Below are 20457 nucleotides of genomic sequence, written 5' to 3'. Positions count from 1 at the left end.
ATGAAAAAATATTTTTTACCTATACTCATTTCTCTTGTTGTTCTTTTAAATTGTAAAGAAGATGATAGTCCTATCGTGGTTCCTCAACCGGGAGCTACTTTAGATGTTCCCGTTGGAGGACCTACCGAACCTAATCAAGTTTGGGTTGATCTGGATCAAAACCGAATGAATGTAAATCAGAGGGATTCTTGGGATTTTGGATTTTATGGTGGGGATAAATTCCGTGTTATTTTAAATAATTCCACATTAATGGCTGCAGGTAAATTGAATTCTACTTCGATAGATGAAGTGAGAGAATCCGATATCGCTTCTATGAAATCGGTAGTAACGGTAGGTAATTTTCAAGCGGATAATGTGCAGTATGTTGATGATATTATGGGAAATTATTTGGAGCGCACAGCCATTGAAGAAATAAGTGAAAAAGATGAAGAAAACCATGTGTATCTTGTTAATATGGGATATTCTGTGTTTAGCGGTAATACGAATGATTTAACGGTTGTAGGAGAACACAGGGGATGGAAAAAAATTAGGGTTCTTCGTAATGATTCTAATAGTTATAAAATTCAATATGCAAATATAAATGATACAACGCATCATGAAATGATAGTTAAAAAAGATAAAGAGTATCATTTTTCTTATTTAAGCTTATCCGCTGGCATCGTCAAAGTTCAGCCTGCCAAAAACTTGTGGGATCTATGCTTTACAGTTTTCATCAATGAAAATAAAGGACATGGTACGTATACTTTTTCTGATTTTGTAACCATAAATACGATGAATAACACCGGAGCCTATCAAGCAAATATATCTGATGTGGGAAGTTACGAAGATTTTACTAAGGAAAAAGTAGATTATACAAAATTTGTTTATAACGATCACAGAGTTATTGGCTCCAGTTGGAGAACAACGTATGGAGGGGCTAAGGTATTTACGGATCGGTTTTATGTTCTTAAGGATTCTAAAGGCAATTTATTTAAACTCAAATTTTTAAATATGACGGATAAGGATGGACGAAGAGGATATCCGAAATTCGAATACAAATTACTCACTAATTAATTGCTCTTTATTTACAGGTTGTTGGTTTTTCAACAACCTGTTTTTTTATATATTTTTATTATTTATTTCTTTGCTGTAAGCATATAGGGTATTTTTCAAGAGCATGGCTCTGGTCATAGGCCCTACACCTCCGGGAACCGGAGTTATCCAAGATGCTTTTTTTGATACTTCTTCAAAATCAACATCTCCGGCTAAATAGTACCCTTTTTCGTGTGTGGAATCCTCAACTTTAGTAATTCCAACATCAACAATTACCGCTCCTTGTTTAATCATGTCTGCTTTTAAAAAGTGGGGAACTCCTAAAGCGGTTATAATAATATCTGCATTTCTAGTATGTTTAGGTATATCAACTGTTTTAGAGTGTACTAAAGTAACCGTCGCATCCCCGGGATTTCCTTTTCGGCTTAGAAGAATACTCATCGGACGCCCTACAATTCTGCTTCGGCCAATGACAACCACTTCTTTGCCCTCGGTTGGAATGTTATATCTGGACAGCATTTCCATAATTCCGTAAGGAGTTGCGGGTAAAAAACTTTCAATTTCTAAAGCCATTTTTCCAAAATTTACGGGATGAAAACCATCAACGTCTTTATCGGGATTTATAGCCGTTATAATTTTTTCTTGATTTATATGTTTGGGAAGAGGTAATTGAACTATAAATCCGTCCAATCCTTCCGTTTCATTAAGTTTTTTTACTTCCTCAAGTAATTCATCTTCTTTTACAGTACTCTTAAGTTTTAATAAAGAAGATTTAAATCCTACTGCTTGACAATCTTTAATTTTATTGTTTACATAGGTTACACTTGCAGCATTTTCGCCCACAAGAACAGCTAATAAGTGAGGTTGACGATACCCTTGGTTTACATATTGGATTACTTCTTCTTTAATTTCTTGTTTTATTTGCTTAGATAATTTGATACCGTCCAATATATTAGCCATATTTTTAATTTTAAAAGTGATACAAATGTAAAAATTAACTTCTAAATGATCGGTATTATATCAATTATTTTTATCTGATTTCTTAATCAAATATTTTTTTATTTATATACTAGTAATAGTAATTTGGATAAAAATAATTTAATTATTATTGTATAATTGTATTAATTAACTATATGATAAAATAGACTTATAAAAATATTGTAAGGAAATTCGCTTATGAAAAATTAAGTAAGAAGATTAGTAAGTGGTATTACCCTTTTAAGTAAGTGGTATTACCCTTTTAATCTGGCAATTACCCGTTCTCCTCCATCGGGTATAATATCTCCTACTTTAACTAAGATTTCTGTTCCTAAAGGAAGAAACACATCCATTCTAGAGCCGAATTTTATAAAACCGAAATCTTTTCCTGCTTGAGCTGTATCTCCTATTTGAGAATAAATTACTATTCTTCGAGCCATTGCTCCTGCAATTTGTCTAAAAAGAATTTTTTGTTTTTGTTCCGTTTCTACAGCAACTGTAGTCCGTTCATTTAATTCTGAAGATTTTTCATGCCAAGCAACTAAAAATTTACCCGGATGGTATTTCTTAAATATAACTTTTCCGCTTACCGGATATCTGCAAACGTGTACATTTAAAGGAGACATAAAAATAGATACTTGGATGCAATTGGTTTTAAGAAATTCTTTTTCATAAACTTCTTTCACAATTACCACCTTTCCATCTACAGGCGCAATAATTTCATTTGCCTTTGCATCATATCTTCTTATCGGATTTCTGAAAAACCAAATAATAAAAAATGATAATACCAGAACCGGTACCGCTATTATAAGTCCCCAATAGTTAAGAAAATAAATGGAAAGGATACTTATTAGTATGCTTACTATTAAACTAATACCTATAATGGTTTTACCTTCTTTGTGTAACCTCATACAATAGTATTTATTAAATAATAGGCAAATATAGCAGGGATGCAAAAGATAAAACTATCTAATCGATCCAATACTCCGCCATGTCCGGGAATTAAATTTCCGGAATCTTTAACTTTAAATTTTCTTTTCAGCTTAGATTCGGCCAGATCACCTATTGGTGCAAATATAGCTATAATTATACTTATTACAATCCAATTACCACGTAAACCCGGCTCCAGATATTCGATAACTAATCCTGCTATTATAGTAGACACTATTCCTCCGATTAATCCTTCAACAGATTTGTTGGGTGAAATCTTGGGAGCTAGTTTCCGTTTACCGAATTTACTGCCTATTAGATAAGCAAAGCTGTCACTTATCCAAAGTAATAAAAAAACATAAAATATTTCGGGAGTTAAAGGATTGGTACTCCGCGGTATAGCCAGACTCAACCCAAAAGGTATACTTAAATATGCTGTGGTGAATATGAGTTTTGCACTGTCCGTATAGAGCTCATCAGAAAAATAAAATAGAGTTATAATGGATAGGCAAAATAAAACTAAAATAAGAATATATCTCCAATAGAGTAACCGTAAACTAAAACTGCTGTTAAAAAAATTTTGAGTGAAAGTATAATATACAACACCTATTAAGACAAAGGTTAAAAGTTTATATATGAAATTTGAATATTTTAAAAGCTTTACTGTTTCAAAACTGCACCCTAATAAAAATAAAGTAAGCAAAGCATATAATAAATAGGAGGAATTTATTTTTAAGTCAAAGTAAATATAAAGTATGTCGGATAGAAAATGAGTGGTGCATAAAAAAATAAGAAGCACATAGACTAGACCTGATAAGGCACGGACAAATATTGTTTTCACCAGTTTTAAAAATTATTCTTCAACTAAAAGTAAATATAGTTTTTTAGCTGTAGATATACTACTAAATCCTTGTACTTGATTGCCATGTATTGAAGTAATATTGGAAGGAATATTATTCTTTTTAGCATATCTTATCTTAGCTAATCCTACACTTGAGGAAGAGATGATTTGACCTGGAGTAGCCCAAACAATAATTTTTTTGGGTAAATCCGTTTTTTTTAAATGATAGGTTTGATCGGAAGAAATCATTATGGAACCATCCAAAGCTACTAAGTACTCACAATTAATGAGGGCAATATCTTGATCGCCTGTACTTTGTGTTGAATAATTGCAATCTAATTGATTTATCATAGATATTAGTTTAGGTTCTACACATAGAACTTCACTAATATCTTCATTCTTAAGTATTTCTTGTAAATAATGTAAAGATTCTTCCTGATTTTCACAGTAAAAGAACATCCCTCCTCCTGCTTTAAATTTCCTAGCAAATGCTACATCCTCTTCTTCTCCTTCATTGTAAAAATCCAGATTAGTAGTTTCTTCTTTGTTTTTTTTTCCAAATATTTTGTTAAGAAATCCCATTCACTTTTTAGCACTTAAAAATCAAAATTATTATCAAATCAAATATATAAAAATCTTTTTATTTTATATGTTGTTTAGAATTTATCAAAATACTTGCCATTATTCGGATTTTGATTCACTATTTTGATCATTTTCTTTAAGGCTTTCCTCATTTATTTCTTCTGAAAAAGTTTCTTCATCAAATTTTCTTTTACCGAAAATTTCTTCTAAATCTTCTTTAAATATTACTTCTTTTTCTAATAATTTATTAGCTAATCTAGTTAATTTATCTTTGTTATCTGATAAGATCTGAACAGCTCTTTTATATTGCGATTCAATGATCTTTGATATTTCTTTGTCAATAGTTTCAGCAGTAACTTCTGAGTAAGGCTTTGTAAAACCATATTCGTTGCCTGAGCTATCATAATAAGAAATATTCCCTATTTGATCGCTCAATCCGTAAATGGTTACCATCGCATTGGCTTGTTTTGTTACGCGTTCTAAATCGGACAATGCTCCGGTTGATATGTTATTAAATATTACCTCTTCTGCAGCTCTCCCTCCTAAAGTAGCACATATTTCATCTAACATTTGTTCCGTGGTTGTCAATTGTCTTTCTTCAGGAAGATACCAAGCTGCTCCTAATGAGCGTCCTCTTGGAACAATAGTTACTTTTAATAAAGGAGCTGCATGTTCAACCATCCAGCTGATGGTAGCATGGCCTGCTTCGTGAAAAGCAACTCTCTTTTTCTCATGAGGCTTAATTACTTTATTCTTTTTCTCCAAACCTCCGATAATTCTATCCACAGAATCTAAGAAATCTTGCTTTCCTACACTTTCTTTTCCTTTACGTGCTGCTATTAACGCCGCTTCATTACAAACATTGGCAATATCTGCTCCACTAAATCCGGGAGTTTGTTTAGCTAAGAAATCGACATCTAGATCTTCATCTAATTTTAAAGGTTTCAAATGAACTTGAAAAATCTCTTTTCTTTCATTTAAATCCGGTAAATCAACATAAATGGATCTGTCAAAACGGCCCGGACGCATTAATGCCTTGTCTAATATATCTGCTCGGTTAGTTGCTGCCAAAACGATAACGCTGGTATTTGTTCCAAAACCATCCATTTCTGTTAGCAACTGATTTAACGTGTTTTCTCTTTCATCGTTAGATCCGGTAATATTGTTTTTACCTCTGGCTCTACCGATAGCATCAATTTCATCTATAAATATAATTGATGGCGATTTTTCCTTAGCTTGTCTGAACAAATCTCTTACCCTGGAAGCTCCAACCCCCACAAACATTTCGACAAAGTCTGAACCTGATAAAGAGAAAAAGGGAACTTTAGCTTCTCCGGCTACCGCTTTAGCTAATAAGGTTTTACCGGTTCCCGGAGGGCCTACTAATAAAGCACCTTTAGGTATTTTACCTCCTAATTTGGTATATTTTTGAGGATTTTTTAAAAAATCAACTATTTCTTCTACTTCTTCTTTTGCTCCTTCCAATCCTGCTACATCTTTAAATGTAACTCGAACATTATCGTTTTCATCAAAAAGTTTAGCTTTGGAGCGACCGATATTAAAGATTTGTCCTCCTCCTCCGGCACTTCCTCCGGCCATCTTACGAAATAAGAAAAACCATATTAGTGCAAAGAAAAGAATTGGTAACAATAATTGAATAAATACATCTCCCCATTGACTAGGGTTTTCAAATTCTAAGTTGGTATTTAAATTGTAATTTGCTTTATCTTCGTTAAATCTTTTTTCAAAAAGTTGTTTATCTCCTGCTATGAATGAGAATTGTGGAGAATCAGAAAGTTGTTTAAATGGACTGAATCCTTGATTGTCCATGTTATAAACTTCAGGATTCTTCATTGCTTCCTGGGTTAAATATACTTTTACCTCAGAAGAGCCGTTAACAAATACTACATTTTTAACGTAGCCTTTTTCTAAGTAGCTGAAAAATTTAGCAGAATCTATTTTTACGTCTTTTCCGGAATTTAAAAATTCTTGAGATACCAGTAGTATAGCAAATATGATAAGTATACCGTAAAACCAATTAAACGAAAATGGTTTGTTATCTTTTTTCTTTTTATTATTTTTATTATTTGTTTCCAAAATTAAGTCTGATTTTTTATAATTATCGGATTATGTATATTTATAAGATCTTATTTGTCCGGATTAGGAATTCTGGTTATTTCCACATCACCCCATAAATTTTCTAAATCATAATATTCTCTGTATTCGGGTTGAAAAATATGAACAACTATAGATACGTAATCCATTAAAACCCATTGTTGATTATCAACTCCTTCAATATGCCAAGGTTTGTCTTTAGTATTTTTTCTTACGAATCTTTCCACAGAATTGGAAATTGCGGAAACTTGAGTATTAGTTCCCCCCGTGCATATGACAAAATAATCTGTAATTGTATTTTCTAATTTGGTAAAGTTCAAAATAGTTATATCGTATCCTTTAACTTCTTCTATCCCTTTTATAATATTTTCTAATAATTCTTTTTTTTCGATCTGTGTATCAGTCATCTAATCTATTTCTAGTATAATGTGTCTTTTATAAAATGTAATGAGTTTATGCAAAAATAATCAATTTATCACTTATATTAATTATAATTTAATAATTTTATCATTTAATTGTATTTGTCAAATCTTATGCCATTAGAATATTTTGATAAAATTGGTTCTACTAACGATTTTGTCAGAGAAAATATAAAGCAATATTCAACTAATTTCCACGGTGTATTTTCTTTTAATCAAACGAAAGGAAGAGGCGTTAATGGCCATCAATGGATGTTCGAACCCGGTAAAAATATTGCTCTGACATTTTGTCTTACCACCCCTTCCATTCCTAATAATTTTCTTAGTTTTTGGGTAGCTATTCGGGTATGTTTATTCATAAAAAAAATCACAAAAACTGATGCCTTAATTAAATGGCCTAATGATATTTTAATTAATAAAAAAAAAGTCTGTGGAATTTTAATTGAAAAATCAGGAAACACTTTTATTGTAGGAATTGGCATCAATGTTCTTCAAAAAGAATTCACGGGAATTCCTCATGCTTCATCCTTACTTTCTTTTTCTTCTCAAAATTATAATTTAACGGATCTAGTACATGGTTTAATGAAAGATTTTGAAAATAATTTCTATTTACTTGATGATCCCTTGTATCTTCTTTCCAATTATAATGAATATCTGTTTGGTAAAGGAAAAGTACTGGCTTTTAAAATAGGCGGATCCATTAAAAACGGAATTATTCAAAAAGTTGAAGAAGACGGACTTTTAGAGGTTAGAATTGAAAATAAGGGGATTATGAAATTTAGAATCAAAGAAATTGAATTTTTATATTAAATTATTTAAATTTTGTTTAATACTTGTGAATAATAAATTATTTCAAATAGTTATAATACTTTTTTTTTAATTATATTTACATAAATTTAAAAATAAAGTAAAAACTAAGTGGAAGATTTTTTTGACAATGAGCTGGTAAATATGTTCGAAGAAATGTTGGAAGAAAATAAATCCGTTTATTTTGAAGCGGATGAGTTTTGCGAAATTATTTCTTTCTACTTGGAGATTTATGATTTTGAATATGCTATTAAAGCTCTTGATATTGCATTTTCTCTATACCCAAACAATATTGATATTAAAATTAAACAGCTCGAATATTTTGTTAAAATCGAAGATTTACATAATGCTTTCGATTTAATCGAAGAATTAAAGGAATTATGTTTTGCTGATACTGATTACTTAATTGCTACTGCAAAATATTGGTCTTTGCGTAATTTTCCTTATAAATCTATTGATTTCTACAAGGCGGCATTAAAAAATGAAGAAGATGAAGATTATATTTATAATTGTTTAGGCCATGAATATCTTGAAATTAAGGAGCCCACGTTTGCTTTAAATTCATTTAAAAAAGCATTAGAATATAACAAAAACGATGAGTATTCCTTATTTTCTTGCATACATTGTTACGATATTTTACATCAGCATAGAGAATGTATAACTTTTTTAAATCAATACATTGATGTAAATCCTTATTCCGATGAAGCTTGGTTTCAATTGGGATTACAATACTTAAATCAGAATTGGTATGATAAAGCTTTATTTGCTTTTGATTATACAGTTATAATTAACCCTAAGAGCATTGCCGGATATACTCAAAAAGCCTTTTGCTATGAAAAATTAAACCAATGGGAAAAAGCGATAAGTGTTTATAACGAGTCTTTAGATTTTGACGATACGGCTGCTTTTACTCTTTTTAAGATTGGACAGGCTTATAATAAGCTTCGTAAACCTATACAAGCGCTTACCTCTTTTCAAAAAGCAGTTAAAGAAGATCCTCAATTTGATAAAGCTTGGTATGAAATCTCTGACATCTATGATTCTTTAGGTAATAATGAAGAAGCACTTCACTACATAAAAAAAGCTCTGGATATAGAATCTAAAGAGGTTAATTATTGGAAAAAATATGCTTACCTCAACATTCAGCTTGGAAAATATGAAGAAGCTTCTGATTCGTTTGAAATAATTATTGAGCTTGAACCCAATCATTTTTATAATTGGTTGGCTTTTTCCGAATTACTCATCAGTTTGGGGGATTATAGTAAGGCCGCATTACTATTGCATAAAAGTTTTAAGAATTTTCATAAAGCAGAACTCTACTATCAACTAAGCAACTGCTATTTCTTATTGAAGAATTATGAAAAGAGTGAAAAATTTTTAAAAATGGCACTAAAATTGAATCCTTCCATTAAACAAGAAATGCAGGAAAAATACTCAATTTTACTTAGGGATAACACAATTAAATATAAAAATCCCGGCATTATTTAAAACTTATTTATTAATAAAAACCATAAAGAATAATTGATAATATTCAATGAACATTGTAGCCCATCAATTGCTATCGTATCAAATTCCTGATATACAATTAGGTAATGTGTTGGGTGAAGTTGTTCGGGGTAAAGATTATCAAAATTATCCTCAATCTATAGCTACCGGCATTCTTTTACATCGGCATATCGATTCATTTACGGATTCTCATCCTATTGTTAAAGAAACAACTAGTATTTTCCATAAATCGTATGGAAAATTTGCCCCTATAATCACCGATGTTATCTATGATTATTTCTTAATAAAAAATTGGCATCTTTTTTATGAAGAGGATTTTGAGTATTTCAAAAATTCATGTTATGATTTGGTTCAAAGTACGGAACTATTGTTTCCAAAAAAATTAGATACCATTTTAAAATCTTTAATTGAAGATGATTGGTTTGAAAAATACAGTACTTATGAAGGTATTGAATGGACGCTGCATCATCTAACCAAAAAATCCAAATTTAATCAAAGTATTGCTGATATGGGTAATTCAATTAAGGAGATATATTTACAAGAAAAAAAAATTGAACGCCATTTTCTTGATTTTTTCCCTCAACTTCAATCTTATTGTAAAAAATTTATTATAAAGTTAATGCCGGAATACGAAGTTTTAATTTTGCAAAACCATACTCATCGTTTATGAAAACATACATTGTTTTATTTGACGGCGTTTGTAATCTTTGCAATTCTACGGTTCAATTTATTATTAAGAGAGATACTCATAATCAATTTAAATTTTCCTCTCTACAATCCGAATATGGACAAAATTTTTTAAAAGAAAGAAATCTTGATTCTTCCGATTTTAAATCAATAATTTTATATGAACCCGAGGTAGCGTACTATACTAAAAGTACAGCTGCTTTAAAAATTGCTCAGAATCTTGGTTTTCCCTATAATCTCTTATCTGTTTTTCTATTGATCCCTTCTTTTATAAGAGATTGGATTTATTCTTTAGTATCCAAATATCGATATCATTTATTCGGAAAAAAAGATAGCTGCATGGTTCCTACTCCTGAAAATAAAAGAAAATTTATTTAAAATTTCGGATAGATATTTCTAGGTTACTTACATTAATTTTTATAAAAATTAATATTAAACTTTTTCAATTTCATAAACAGAAATTTTAGTTGTAAACAGTCCGTAATTTAGAAATGCGGTTTCTCCTTCAATTTTATCTATGGTAGCAACACTGGAGCTGCCTTTGATTCGAACTCTTTTCCCTTCTTTCATCCATTTTTTTGCTCTATCTGCAGTTGTTCGTACTTCTTCAGCCTTTGTTTCTTCTAATTGCTTTTTTATTTCTTCTTTTTTTAACTCGGTCTTAACTTTGTTTCGTTGCTTCTTAGTTTGAATTTTTTCAACTTCAGTAACTTGTGTTTTTTTATATTTTTCTTGTTCCAGTATTTTAGTAAAGTCTTTTATAATATCTCTTTTTTTCTTACCACTTGAATATGCGTCTATATATTTTTCAAATTTTTGACCCAGTTGATTTAATTTAGTTTCTTCATCATATAACTTCTGAAAATTAATCAGTTTTTGTTTATAATTATTGATCGTATCGGTCAATTGTCTTTTCTTCTCTTCTGAATGATCAATTTGCTTATTTAAATCGCCTTTTAATTTTTCAACTTGATATTTTTCCTGCTGTAAACGTACTATAGTTTTATCTAAATTAACCTTATCTTTTTCAATTTTTTGCTTGGCAACTTGAATAATTTCTTTAGGTATTTTATTTTTTTCTGCCACTTCAAATGTAAATGAACTTCCCACCTGTCCTACTTCCAACTTATATATAGGTTGCAAAGTTTTCTCGTTGAATAACATAGACGCATTTTTGGTATGACTTAATTCTTCTATCTTCAATTTGATATTGGTATAATGAGTCGTAATAATACCGAATGATTTTTTATGATAAAAATATTCCAAAAATGCTTCTGCCAATGCTCCCCCTAATTCAGGATCAGATCCGGTTCCAAATTCATCAATCAATAATAAGGTATGTGCATCGGCTTGTTTAATGATTTGTTGCATTTTCCTTAATCGAGAACTATAAGTACTTAACTGATTTTCAATCGATTGATTATCTCCTATATCGGTAAGTATTTTATTAAAAAATCCTACCTTAGATTTAGGATGCACCGGAATTAAAATACCACTTTGTATCATGAGCTGCAACAATCCAACTGTTTTCAGTGTAATACTTTTACCTCCGGCATTTGGACCTGAAATACATATAATCCGAATGTTTTTGTCCAGGGTAAGTGTCTGTGGAATCGTTGTTTTTTTCTCTTTTTTATTTGTAAGAAAAAGGATTGGATGATAAGCATTGATCAGATGAACTTCCGCTTGATCAGTAATTTCAGGCAATACTGCATCTAATGCTTCCGCATATCGTGCTTTTGCCTGTATTACATCCAATTTATATATATAGTGTTGATATTTTTCTAATAACGGATAAAATTCAACCATTTGTTGAGTCAGGTTAAAAAGAATTTTTTCTATTTCCTTTTTTTCCTGATTGATTAATTCCATTAATCGTACATTGGGTTGAATCACAGATTCCGGTAGGATAAAACAGATCGAACCGGTTTTAGAAAAACCTAATACTCTACCTTTGACTGACTTTTTAAAAGACGATTTTACAGCCAACACTCGTTGGTCATCAATAACACTTTCCCTGATTTCATCTAAAACTCCTGTTTGAGAAAAATGAGTGACTGTCTTATCAAAATTTTCCTGTATAGTTTTCCTGACTATCTGGATATGCTCTCTTATATTTTGCAGGGTAACGGTTGCATCATTCTTAACTTCACCAAAACGATTAAATATTTTATTTACCATTAAAATAATTTCTTTGGTATATTCAATATATGAGAGATTTTTATGTAGAGTAGGAAAATAATCTTTAAATTTTTCAAAATGAACAATTAGTGAATTCACTAATTGAGATAAATTTCTAATTTTCTGAAAGGATCTTGCTTCTAACGTAAAATTTTCTATAAGAAGCATTTTTAATTCAGTTTCAATATCATCATATTCCCTGAACGGAATATAATTTTCATTAGAAAAGCTTCCTAAATATTCATTGACACAGTGAAGACTTTCTTTAATTTTTTCTTTTTTTAGAGGTTTGAGCTGAGCAACTAAATCCTTTGACTTTTCTGAATAACAAAAGGGTATTATTTCATCAATAATCTTCTGAAATTCTAATTCTTTTAACGTATCTTCTGATATCTGCATAGTATCCTTTGTACTGTATATAATGCGTATACAAAAATAAGGCTTTTTTCTTCTTCTATATTTACTCTTCGATAAACTTCACTTTGAATTAAACCTAAATTTTGCTTAAATATCCAGTTACAAAGTCATGCCTATATCAATTCCCTTAATTTTTCTGTATAAATCTGTAGCGTAATTATCGGTCATTCCCGATACAAAATCAATAATACCCAAAACTTTTTCATAATCTCCTTTGTCTTCATATAGAAACTGTTTAGGGATGAGTTGAACCGCTCTTTTTTCATATCCTAAACGTTCTTTTTCTGATTTTAAAATTGACGGTATAAAATGATCCAGTAATTCATACATCACATTATATCCTGCATTTTCAATTTCAACTACCGATCGATGATTATATATATGGGTTTTGGAAAATTCTTTGATTGTTTGAATTGCTTTGCATTCCTGCTGAATTAGGTCATATATGGAAGTTTGCAAAGTACCTTTTATAATTTCTTCAAAGTATTTTTTATACAATTCCACTGATCTGGAAATTAATGCACCGATTGATACAGCACGCAGAAAAGAAATACGATCGTTTTTATCTTCAATACTATCCAATTTTTTCTTCACTCTGCTCCATTTATTATTACCGTGTATTTCTTCAATAATTTGCTGCAAAAGTTCTTCACATATTTGAGCATTTATAAATCCTAATCGTTGAGCATCTTCCAAATCAATAATGTTATAGCAAATATCATCGGCAGCCTCTACAATCCAAACAAAGGGATGTCTATAATAAGACAAGGGATTTTCTTGTACCAAAATCATAGACGTTTCGTGAGCTATGTCTTTAAACGTATTTTTTTCGGATTGAAAAAAACCAAATTTTTTTCTTTCTATTATGTTTTTATTTTTTGCTATGGATTCACAGGGATATTTAGCAATCGACGCTAAAGTTGAATACGTAAGCATAGCTCCTCCTTCGGACTTACCGTTTTGTTTTTGTGTCAAGATGCGTATGGCATTAGCATTTCCCTCAAAATTTAAAAAATCGCTCCATTCTAATGCTGAAAATTTATCTTTTAATTGAGAAGCATTTCGTTGGAAATAACTTGCAATTGCATCTTCTCCGGAATGTCCAAATGCAGGATTACCAATATCATGACATAAACAAGCTGTTGAAATTACGTTGTAAAGACTATGTCTATATAATTCTTTATTTTGTTCTGTTAGCTCCGAAGCATAGGCTGTTGCTATAAAGTTTCCAATATCGCTTCCTAGAGATCTGCCCACTGAAGCCACTTCTAATGAATGCGTCAACCGATTATGTACAAAGACACTTCCCGGCAATGGAAAAACTTGTGTTTTATTTTGCAATCTTCTGAAAGAGGTTGAAAATATAACCCGATCAAAATCTCTTTGATACTCACTTCTTGCGTCTGTATGTTTATCCGTAGATTTATATTGTATACCTGTTCTTTTTTCTGAGAACAGTTGGTTTATATTCATCATTCTTTTAATGATAATTAAAAATAAAAATTATTTTATATGTCGAAATATTAGTAGTATGCACTTTACGATACACCTCTTTATCCCAATTTATTTTTATTTAATTTTTTGGATGATTGTATTTTTAACTTAATCCTTCTACTAAGCCATTAACTAAATCTATATGCATGGCAGCAGGATTTTTTGGCAAACCGGGCATACGCATAATATCTCCTGCAATTACTACTATAAATTCCGCGCCTCGGTTTATTACCAAATCCCTAATTTCTAAATCAAAGTCTTTAGTTACTCCGTAAGCCGTAGGATTTGCAGAAAATGAAAATTGAGTTTTTGCGATGCAAACGGGAAATTTACTCATATCGCTATCTTCCAATTTTTTTATTTTTTGAGATGCTTGTTTACTAAAACTTACCGATGAAGCTCCGTATATTTTTTTTGCTACTTTTTCAATTTTTACTTTAATTGAATCCTCATCTTTATATACAAATTTCAATTTTTCGGAAGGACTTTTTTCTATCGTTTCTACTACTAATTCTGCCAGGTCTACTGCTCCTATTCCGCCCTCTGTAAATGCATTATTAATTGCAAAACCAACCCCTCCTTTTTGACAAAATTCTTTTACTAAAGATATTTCTTTCTCTGTATCATTTGAATATTTATTAAAAGCAACTAATACGGTTTGCCCGTATGATTTAATATTATCGATATGCTTTTCCAAATTTTGAAGCCCTTGAGCGATTCCGTCAACATTTTCTTCCTTTATATGAGATATAGGAACTCCTCCGTGCATTTTCAATCCTTGAGCCGTTGCCACAAGAACTGTGAGTTTAGGTTCTAACCCTGATTTTCTGCACTTTATATCATAAAATTTTTCAGCACCCAAATCAGCACCAAAACCCGCTTCTGTAATTACATATTCTCCATGACTCATAGCCATTTTTGTTGCCAGTACGGAATTGCACCCATGAGCTATATTGGCAAAAGGGCCTCCATGTACAAAAGCGGCTGTATTTTCAGTGGTTTGTACTAAGTTAGGAAGTAGGGCATCCTTTAATAAAACCGTAATAGCTCCTGCAACACCCAAATCTTTTACAGTAAAAATGCTACCATCTGTTTTGTAGCCTAGTAAAATATTTTCAATCCTTCTTCGTAAATCATCTATATCCGTTGCCAAGCATAGTATAGCCATAATTTCCGAAGCAGGGGTTATATCAAATCCCGATTCTTGAATTACGCCATTAGCATTTCCTCCCAATCCGGAAACTATATTGCGTAGATTTCGATCATTAACATCTAATACTCTCTTCCAAACGACTTCTTTTAATACCTCCGTAGTGCCTCTGTTTTGATAATTATAATTATCCAATAATGCCGTGATCATATTATGAGCTGAGGTTATAGCATGAAAATCACCGGTAAAATGAAGATTGATATTTTCCATGGGTAGCACTTGTGCATATCCTCCTCCTGCAGCTCCTCCTTTCATGCCAAAACAAGGTCCTAAAGAAGGTTCTCTTAAAGCAACTATTGCTTTCTTACCAATTTTATTGAGCCCTAAAGCCAAACCTATGGATACTGTTGTTTTTCCTATTCCTGCTTTGGTTGGCGTTATGGAAGTTACTAAAATTAAATTGGATTTGTTTATTTTCTCTTTGGATTCCAGCTCAAGGGGAACTTTTGCTATATATTTTCCAAAGGGTATTATTTCCTTTTCAGGAATATTTATGTTTTCCGCTATTTCGGATATAGGTTTCAGTTTTATGGAACGAGCTATTTCTATATCTGAATTTATTTTTTTATATGTATGTTTACTTTCCATCTGATTAAAATTTAAATACTTAATTCCAAATATATATATTTTATACCAATAATCGTATAATAATAATTTAACATTATAACTTGTTTAACTTAGTACCTAAAATAGCAACAGATCATACGTTTCCTGATTAGGATATTCTAGGCTATAATTTTACATTTAATTTTACATTAAAAAATCTTCCCGTTAGTTTATTAGGCACTGCATAATAAGAAGTTGAATTGACATCCCTGATCCAATCATTACTGACCGTATTTCTAACATCAAAAACATTAAATATTTCTAACCCCAACGATAACTCCTTAAACTTATCCCAAGCGGTACCGATACGAGCTTTATTCTTTTTTTGATCCACAAAAACATAAGTCAAGCCAACATCGGCTCGTTTATAATCCGATAAGGTGGTTTGGTAGTTATACGGATCTGAATATAAAGGGGCTCCGTTGGGAAGACCGGATGCATAGACTAAATTTACATTGGCTTTAAATCGGGGATATTTCTTCATATAATCCTGAAAAAATAATCCAATTTTAAATCTCGGATCTGTCGGACGCGGTATATAACCTCTTCCGTCAATATTTTCTTCAGTTTTCCCGTAAGAAACCGATAACCACGATTCGGCACCCTCTACAAATTCACCATTCAATCGGGCATCTATTCCATAGGCATACCCTTTGGAATTATTTTCTCCGGTATAAATTATCCTGACATTATCTACAAAATAGGGTATTAAATCATCTAATTTCTTGTAATAAATTTCCGTTGTTAATTTAAATGGATGTTTGTTGAGCATTTTAAACTCAAAGTCATTACCTAAAATAAAATGTATGGAACGTTGCGATTTAATTTTATCATTAAGCGTACCGTCTAACCGTAAAGCTTCTTTATAAAAAGGGGGTTGATAGTAGAAACCCGTAGCAAAACGAAAAAGCATATCTATCTTCCAATCCGGCTTTAAAGCAATTTGTGCTCGGGGACTAACATTGGTTTCACCATTGAAATCCCAATGGGTTGCTCGAACTCCTCCATTAATTAATACACGAGTGGTATTCCACATGAATTTAGTTGAATATTGCAAGTATCCATTAACTCGATTGGATTTTAACTTATTATTAGCTGATACATGATTTATTAAAATCAAATCGGATTCATCTAAATTTCCCGGCGGTACTAAAGGTCTTGGTATGGCATATCCTGCCGAATCAATGAGCTGCCATTCGTTTTTAAGGTTTCTTATATCTTCATGTTGGTATTGAAAGCCTGCTTCAAATGCTGAATTTACGTTTAAATTATATTTAGCCTTCAATTGTGTACCTAATACCAACATATCCAAATTATTTCTCCCGTGATTTATTTGTCCTCCTGAATTGAAGGAAGGCAAGAAATCGCCTGTATCCTGATCTGCTTCTTGTAACCTATATCCGGCTGAAATATCAAAATATTCCTGTTCTTTAGAATGAAAAGCATATCCATCTAAATTAAAGGCTAGTTTATTTGAAGGTTTAAATTCTAAAGAGACCGTCCCGTTAGCCGTTCTATATTTATCTTTTTCATTCCCATTATAGGCAACATTTAGCTTGATAGGCTGTTGTAAAGTTCCAAATTCTACTTCTCTATTTTTGGGTTCCATTGTATAATCATTGGAAGCATAATTTCCTAAAAATGACAATTTCCATTGAGGAGTCCAGGTATACTGAAGATAACTTTGTACATCAAAATATTGCGGGTTGAAATCCGTATCTCCATCAAAAGTATTTAAAATGAGATCCGTATTTCTATATCTTGAACCTACAATTCCCGAAAATTTATTTTTTTTGTCCGCATACCCAACAGTTGCTCCGCCCCCTAATAAACTTGCTTCCAGACTAGATTCAAATTTTCGAGTTTTCCTGTATTGAATATCCAACACGCTCGACATTTTATCTCCGTATCGAGACTCAAATCCTCCGGCAGAAAAATTAATGGAAGAAACCATATCCGGATTAATGATGCTCATTCCTTCTTGTTGTCCGCTTCGCACGGTTAAGGGCTTATATATTTCTACTCCATTTATATAGACTAAATTTTCATCGTAATTTCCACCTCTAACTCTATAAAGTGAACTTAACTCACTGGCTGTACTTACAAAAACCGTATTTAAAATTTCTTCTACTCCTCCGGAAAGAGTAGGTGTATTATCAAGATTGTGTACATCAATCTGCTGCATAGTTATATCAGCCGTTTTTTTTCGAGTTCCTTTAAACACAACTTCAGGAATTTCTTTTTCTTTATCGGGCATAAGATTAAAATCAATCTTTATATCTTGATCAGACGTTATAAAAGTTTTTGTATCTGATAAATACCCCTTATGTTCAACGGTTAAAGTTATAGTAGTATGGGAAGGTACTTGTAATCCATAATTTCCATTTCTATCAGATATGGAAAATGGTTCCGGATTTACATAAATCTTAGCTTCGGATATTGGCTTGCCGTGATTATCTTGTATTTTACCTGAAATAGTTATGGTCTGCCCCCATACACTATAGGAGATCGTCCATAAGACTAGAAATGTTAGAATTTTATAATTTTTCAAAGTCGCTCGTATATATCTTTTTATTATTTACTTTATCGGTAACTATTACTTCAACTTGATGCTTACCTGATCGAATTCCTTCTTTTTCTAAGTTAGAAATAAATAGGCTGTTTTGCTTATATTCATATTCAGCAAGTACCCATTTTCCATCGATAAAAACATCAAAGGTTTTAATTCCCGATCCTGTGTCTTTAATTTTAAATGATAATTTATTTCCTATTTTTTTTGATTTTGTGAGCATCGGACAGCTAATAGTAGGTATTGATTCATCTATAGCCAGATAGAATTTTCCAAAATCTTTAGGAGTTGCTTTATATTTTCCGTTTTCATAAGAGGTATCTAAATATTCTTTTTTTATTGGACCGAAATTAGATTCTCTGATAATAACATATTTATCTGCTTTAGATTTATCCAAATTGCTCCAATCGGGTGTTATAGTGATTTCATATTTTTTGTGAATAGGAACTGATGATTGATGCACTTGGTATTGATTACTTCCGATTTTTTTATAATTAAAAGTGAAATCTTCATAAAAAGATCCTTTTTCAAAGTTTACAAACAATCCGTCCTGTTTAAATGAATATGGATTTTTAAAATTTACGTTTAAAAGTTCATTTCCTGATTTTATTTTTTCCGCATCATCTGTATTTTTATAAGCAATACCATTCATGGTGAAACTTCGTGCGGTAACATTACCGGCATAGTCTCCCACTTCTATTTTAACTTGATACGTTTTACCAGCTTCTACTTTTAAAATTCCTCGATTAACCTTTTGTTCATACATCTGCAAAGTATTTCCCGGTAATAAATAAGTGCGATATATCCAACTGTTGTTAGCCAATAATTCGGGATAGTCCACGGAAGCATTAATAGAACGGGTTTCACTAAAAGAATGCTTATCCGCTTGAAATATGGATAGAATTTGACCGTTAACCCAAGTTTTAATAAAATAAACTCCGTTTAAATTTTGAGATCCGCTCTGTTGATCGTATGCTTTTACACCGAAACCAATTTCTCCTGATACATTATAACTTCCACCTTCAGACGCTATAATTTTAGAATTGCTACCGTTTACCTGTCCTTTTACGGGATAAATCCAGGTGCCTCTTAGTAAAGGTTTTATTTGATCTTTAACATCGTATCCGAATAAAAACGGATTTAATATTTCTTCTGTTTTGGTATCTCTAACTTCAAAATGTAAATGAGGCCCCCCGGATCCTCCGGTGTTTCCTGAAAGTGCGATAATTTCTCCTTTTTTAACCGGAAGTTCTCCCGGTTTCAAATAAAAATCAACTGTAAAACTTTTATTTTTATATTGTTCTTTACGTGCTCTTTCTTCAATGGCTCCTTTCAATTCGCTTAAATGACCATACACGGTTGTGTATCCATTGGAATGATCTATATAAATTGCTTTACCATATCCATAGGGTGAAATATTAATTCTAGAAATATAACCATCTTGAGAAGCCAACACAGATAATCCTGTTCTCTGTTGGGTTTTCATATCCAAACCGGAATGAAAATGGTTTTTTCGTAGTTCTCCATAATTAGCAGATAAATAAATAGGGATTGTTAAAGGGGATGCAAAATTTTTAGGATAATTCTGTGAATGGGATAAGAGCGTGAATAGTAGGGCTGCTGTTACTGCTATTTTTTTCATGGGAAATTTTAAATAATCATCTTTATGTATTATGATATAGTAATCTTTCTCAAAAATAAGAATTTCATTTTTATTTAGATTCTTTTAACACTTAATTAAGTTAAATTTTATTTATGGTGTTTAAATTGGTAATGAATATGAATAGTTGTTTGCTTACTAGTTTATTCTGTCTTTAGTGACAAAGTCATTGGTCAGATATTGTATTTCATTCAATGAATAATGAATTCTATAGTAAAATATTATTTACATTCATTATAAATTTAGGATAAAAAAAATCAGGCTTATTCATCTAAATGAACCTATTATCCAGAAGTTAACAAAATATCTCTCCCCCGATTGAATTTAAATTTTGAAATTATTTAAACCTAAAAAAAATTATCCCGTATATTTGAAAAATTATTGCCAATTTACCTCGTATAAATATTTAATACGTTTAAATTT

The 20457-nt window shown here is 31.2% G+C and carries 16 protein-coding genes; 5 read left to right on the top strand and 11 right to left on the bottom strand.

Going from position 1 to position 20457, the window contains the following annotated elements; all coding sequences use genetic code 11:
• Positions 1–1053 carry an HmuY family protein gene (locus G8C43_RS09475; protein ID WP_166005629.1) on the top strand — a complete coding sequence of 351 codons (1053 nt, stop codon included), beginning with the start codon at positions 1–3 and terminating at the stop codon, positions 1051–1053.
• 45 nt (positions 1054–1098) lie between these two features.
• On the opposite strand, the gene G8C43_RS09470 is transcribed toward G8C43_RS09475, so the two are convergent.
• From G8C43_RS09470 to rsfS, 6 genes are all read right to left on the bottom strand, one after another.
• Positions 1099–1992 (bottom strand): bifunctional 5,10-methylenetetrahydrofolate dehydrogenase/5,10-methenyltetrahydrofolate cyclohydrolase, encoded by an 894-nt coding sequence (locus tag G8C43_RS09470; RefSeq protein WP_166005628.1) that lies wholly within the window; start codon positions 1990–1992, stop codon positions 1099–1101.
• A gap of 272 nt (positions 1993–2264) precedes the next feature.
• Positions 2265–2921 (bottom strand): phosphatidylserine decarboxylase family protein, encoded by a 657-nt coding sequence (locus G8C43_RS09465; RefSeq protein ID WP_166005627.1) that lies wholly within the window; start codon positions 2919–2921, stop codon positions 2265–2267.
• Positions 2918–3781, bottom strand: coding sequence for a phosphatidate cytidylyltransferase (locus G8C43_RS09460; protein WP_166005626.1), 864 nt, complete (start codon positions 3779–3781; stop codon positions 2918–2920). Before G8C43_RS09460 ends, G8C43_RS09465 begins: the two co-directional genes overlap by 4 nt.
• 12 nt (positions 3782–3793) lie before the next feature.
• On the bottom strand, positions 3794–4363 hold the full coding sequence (locus G8C43_RS09455) for a hypothetical protein (RefSeq protein WP_160568292.1): 570 nt from the start codon (positions 4361–4363) through the stop codon (positions 3794–3796).
• Positions 4364–4462: 99 nt separating this feature from the next.
• Positions 4463–6460, bottom strand: coding sequence for an ATP-dependent zinc metalloprotease FtsH (gene ftsH / locus G8C43_RS09450; protein WP_185149857.1), 1998 nt, complete (start codon positions 6458–6460; stop codon positions 4463–4465).
• 50 nt (positions 6461–6510) lie between these two features.
• Positions 6511–6885 carry a ribosome silencing factor gene (gene rsfS, locus G8C43_RS09445; RefSeq protein ID WP_105296916.1) on the bottom strand — a complete coding sequence of 125 codons (375 nt, stop codon included), beginning with the start codon at positions 6883–6885 and terminating at the stop codon, positions 6511–6513.
• A gap of 126 nt (positions 6886–7011) precedes the next feature.
• Here rsfS and G8C43_RS09440 point away from each other — a divergent pair, with 126 nt between their 5' ends.
• From G8C43_RS09440 to G8C43_RS09425, 4 genes are all read left to right on the top strand, one after another.
• Entirely contained in the window at positions 7012–7707 is a 696-nt protein-coding gene (locus G8C43_RS09440; protein WP_166005625.1) for a biotin--[acetyl-CoA-carboxylase] ligase, read from the top strand.
• Positions 7708–7815: 108 nt separating this feature from the next.
• On the top strand, positions 7816–9192 hold the full coding sequence (locus G8C43_RS09435) for a tetratricopeptide repeat protein (RefSeq protein WP_166005624.1): 1377 nt from the start codon (positions 7816–7818) through the stop codon (positions 9190–9192).
• A gap of 46 nt (positions 9193–9238) precedes the next feature.
• Positions 9239–9880 (top strand): ACP phosphodiesterase, encoded by a 642-nt coding sequence (locus G8C43_RS09430; protein ID WP_166005623.1) that lies wholly within the window; start codon positions 9239–9241, stop codon positions 9878–9880.
• Positions 9877–10275: a thiol-disulfide oxidoreductase DCC family protein gene (locus G8C43_RS09425; RefSeq protein WP_160568295.1), complete on the top strand. Its 399-nt coding sequence runs from the start codon at positions 9877–9879 to the stop codon at positions 10273–10275. The genes G8C43_RS09430 and G8C43_RS09425 overlap by 4 nt, the downstream gene beginning before the upstream one ends.
• 54 nt (positions 10276–10329) lie before the next feature.
• On the opposite strand, the gene G8C43_RS09420 is transcribed toward G8C43_RS09425, so the two are convergent.
• The 5 genes from G8C43_RS09420 to G8C43_RS09400 all read right to left on the bottom strand — a co-directional run bounded on the left by G8C43_RS09420 (position 10330) and on the right by G8C43_RS09400 (position 20016).
• The gene (locus G8C43_RS09420; protein WP_166005622.1) at positions 10330–12477 is read right to left on the bottom strand and encodes an endonuclease MutS2; all 2148 of its coding nucleotides are present in this window, start codon (positions 12475–12477) and stop codon (positions 10330–10332) included.
• 117 nt (positions 12478–12594) lie between these two features.
• On the bottom strand, positions 12595–13968 hold the full coding sequence (dgt, locus tag G8C43_RS09415; RefSeq protein WP_166005728.1) for a dGTP triphosphohydrolase: 1374 nt from the start codon (positions 13966–13968) through the stop codon (positions 12595–12597).
• Positions 13969–14092: 124 nt separating this feature from the next.
• On the bottom strand, positions 14093–15760 hold the full coding sequence (locus tag G8C43_RS09410; RefSeq protein WP_166005727.1) for a formate--tetrahydrofolate ligase: 1668 nt from the start codon (positions 15758–15760) through the stop codon (positions 14093–14095).
• Positions 15761–15929: 169 nt separating this feature from the next.
• Positions 15930–18356: a carboxypeptidase-like regulatory domain-containing protein gene (locus G8C43_RS09405; protein WP_255490371.1), complete on the bottom strand. Its 2427-nt coding sequence runs from the start codon at positions 18354–18356 to the stop codon at positions 15930–15932.
• Positions 18343–20016, bottom strand: a complete 1674-nt coding sequence (locus G8C43_RS09400; protein WP_166005621.1) for a M23 family metallopeptidase — start codon at positions 20014–20016, stop codon at positions 18343–18345. Before G8C43_RS09400 ends, G8C43_RS09405 begins: the two co-directional genes overlap by 14 nt.
• Positions 20017–20457 lie beyond the last annotated feature (441 nt).

The sequence above is a fragment of the Apibacter sp. B2966 genome (assembly GCF_011082485.1).
Lineage (GTDB): Bacteria > Bacteroidota > Bacteroidia > Flavobacteriales > Weeksellaceae > Apibacter.
Note: the sequence above shows the minus strand (reverse complement) of the source record. Positions and strands in the feature narration are given on the sequence as shown.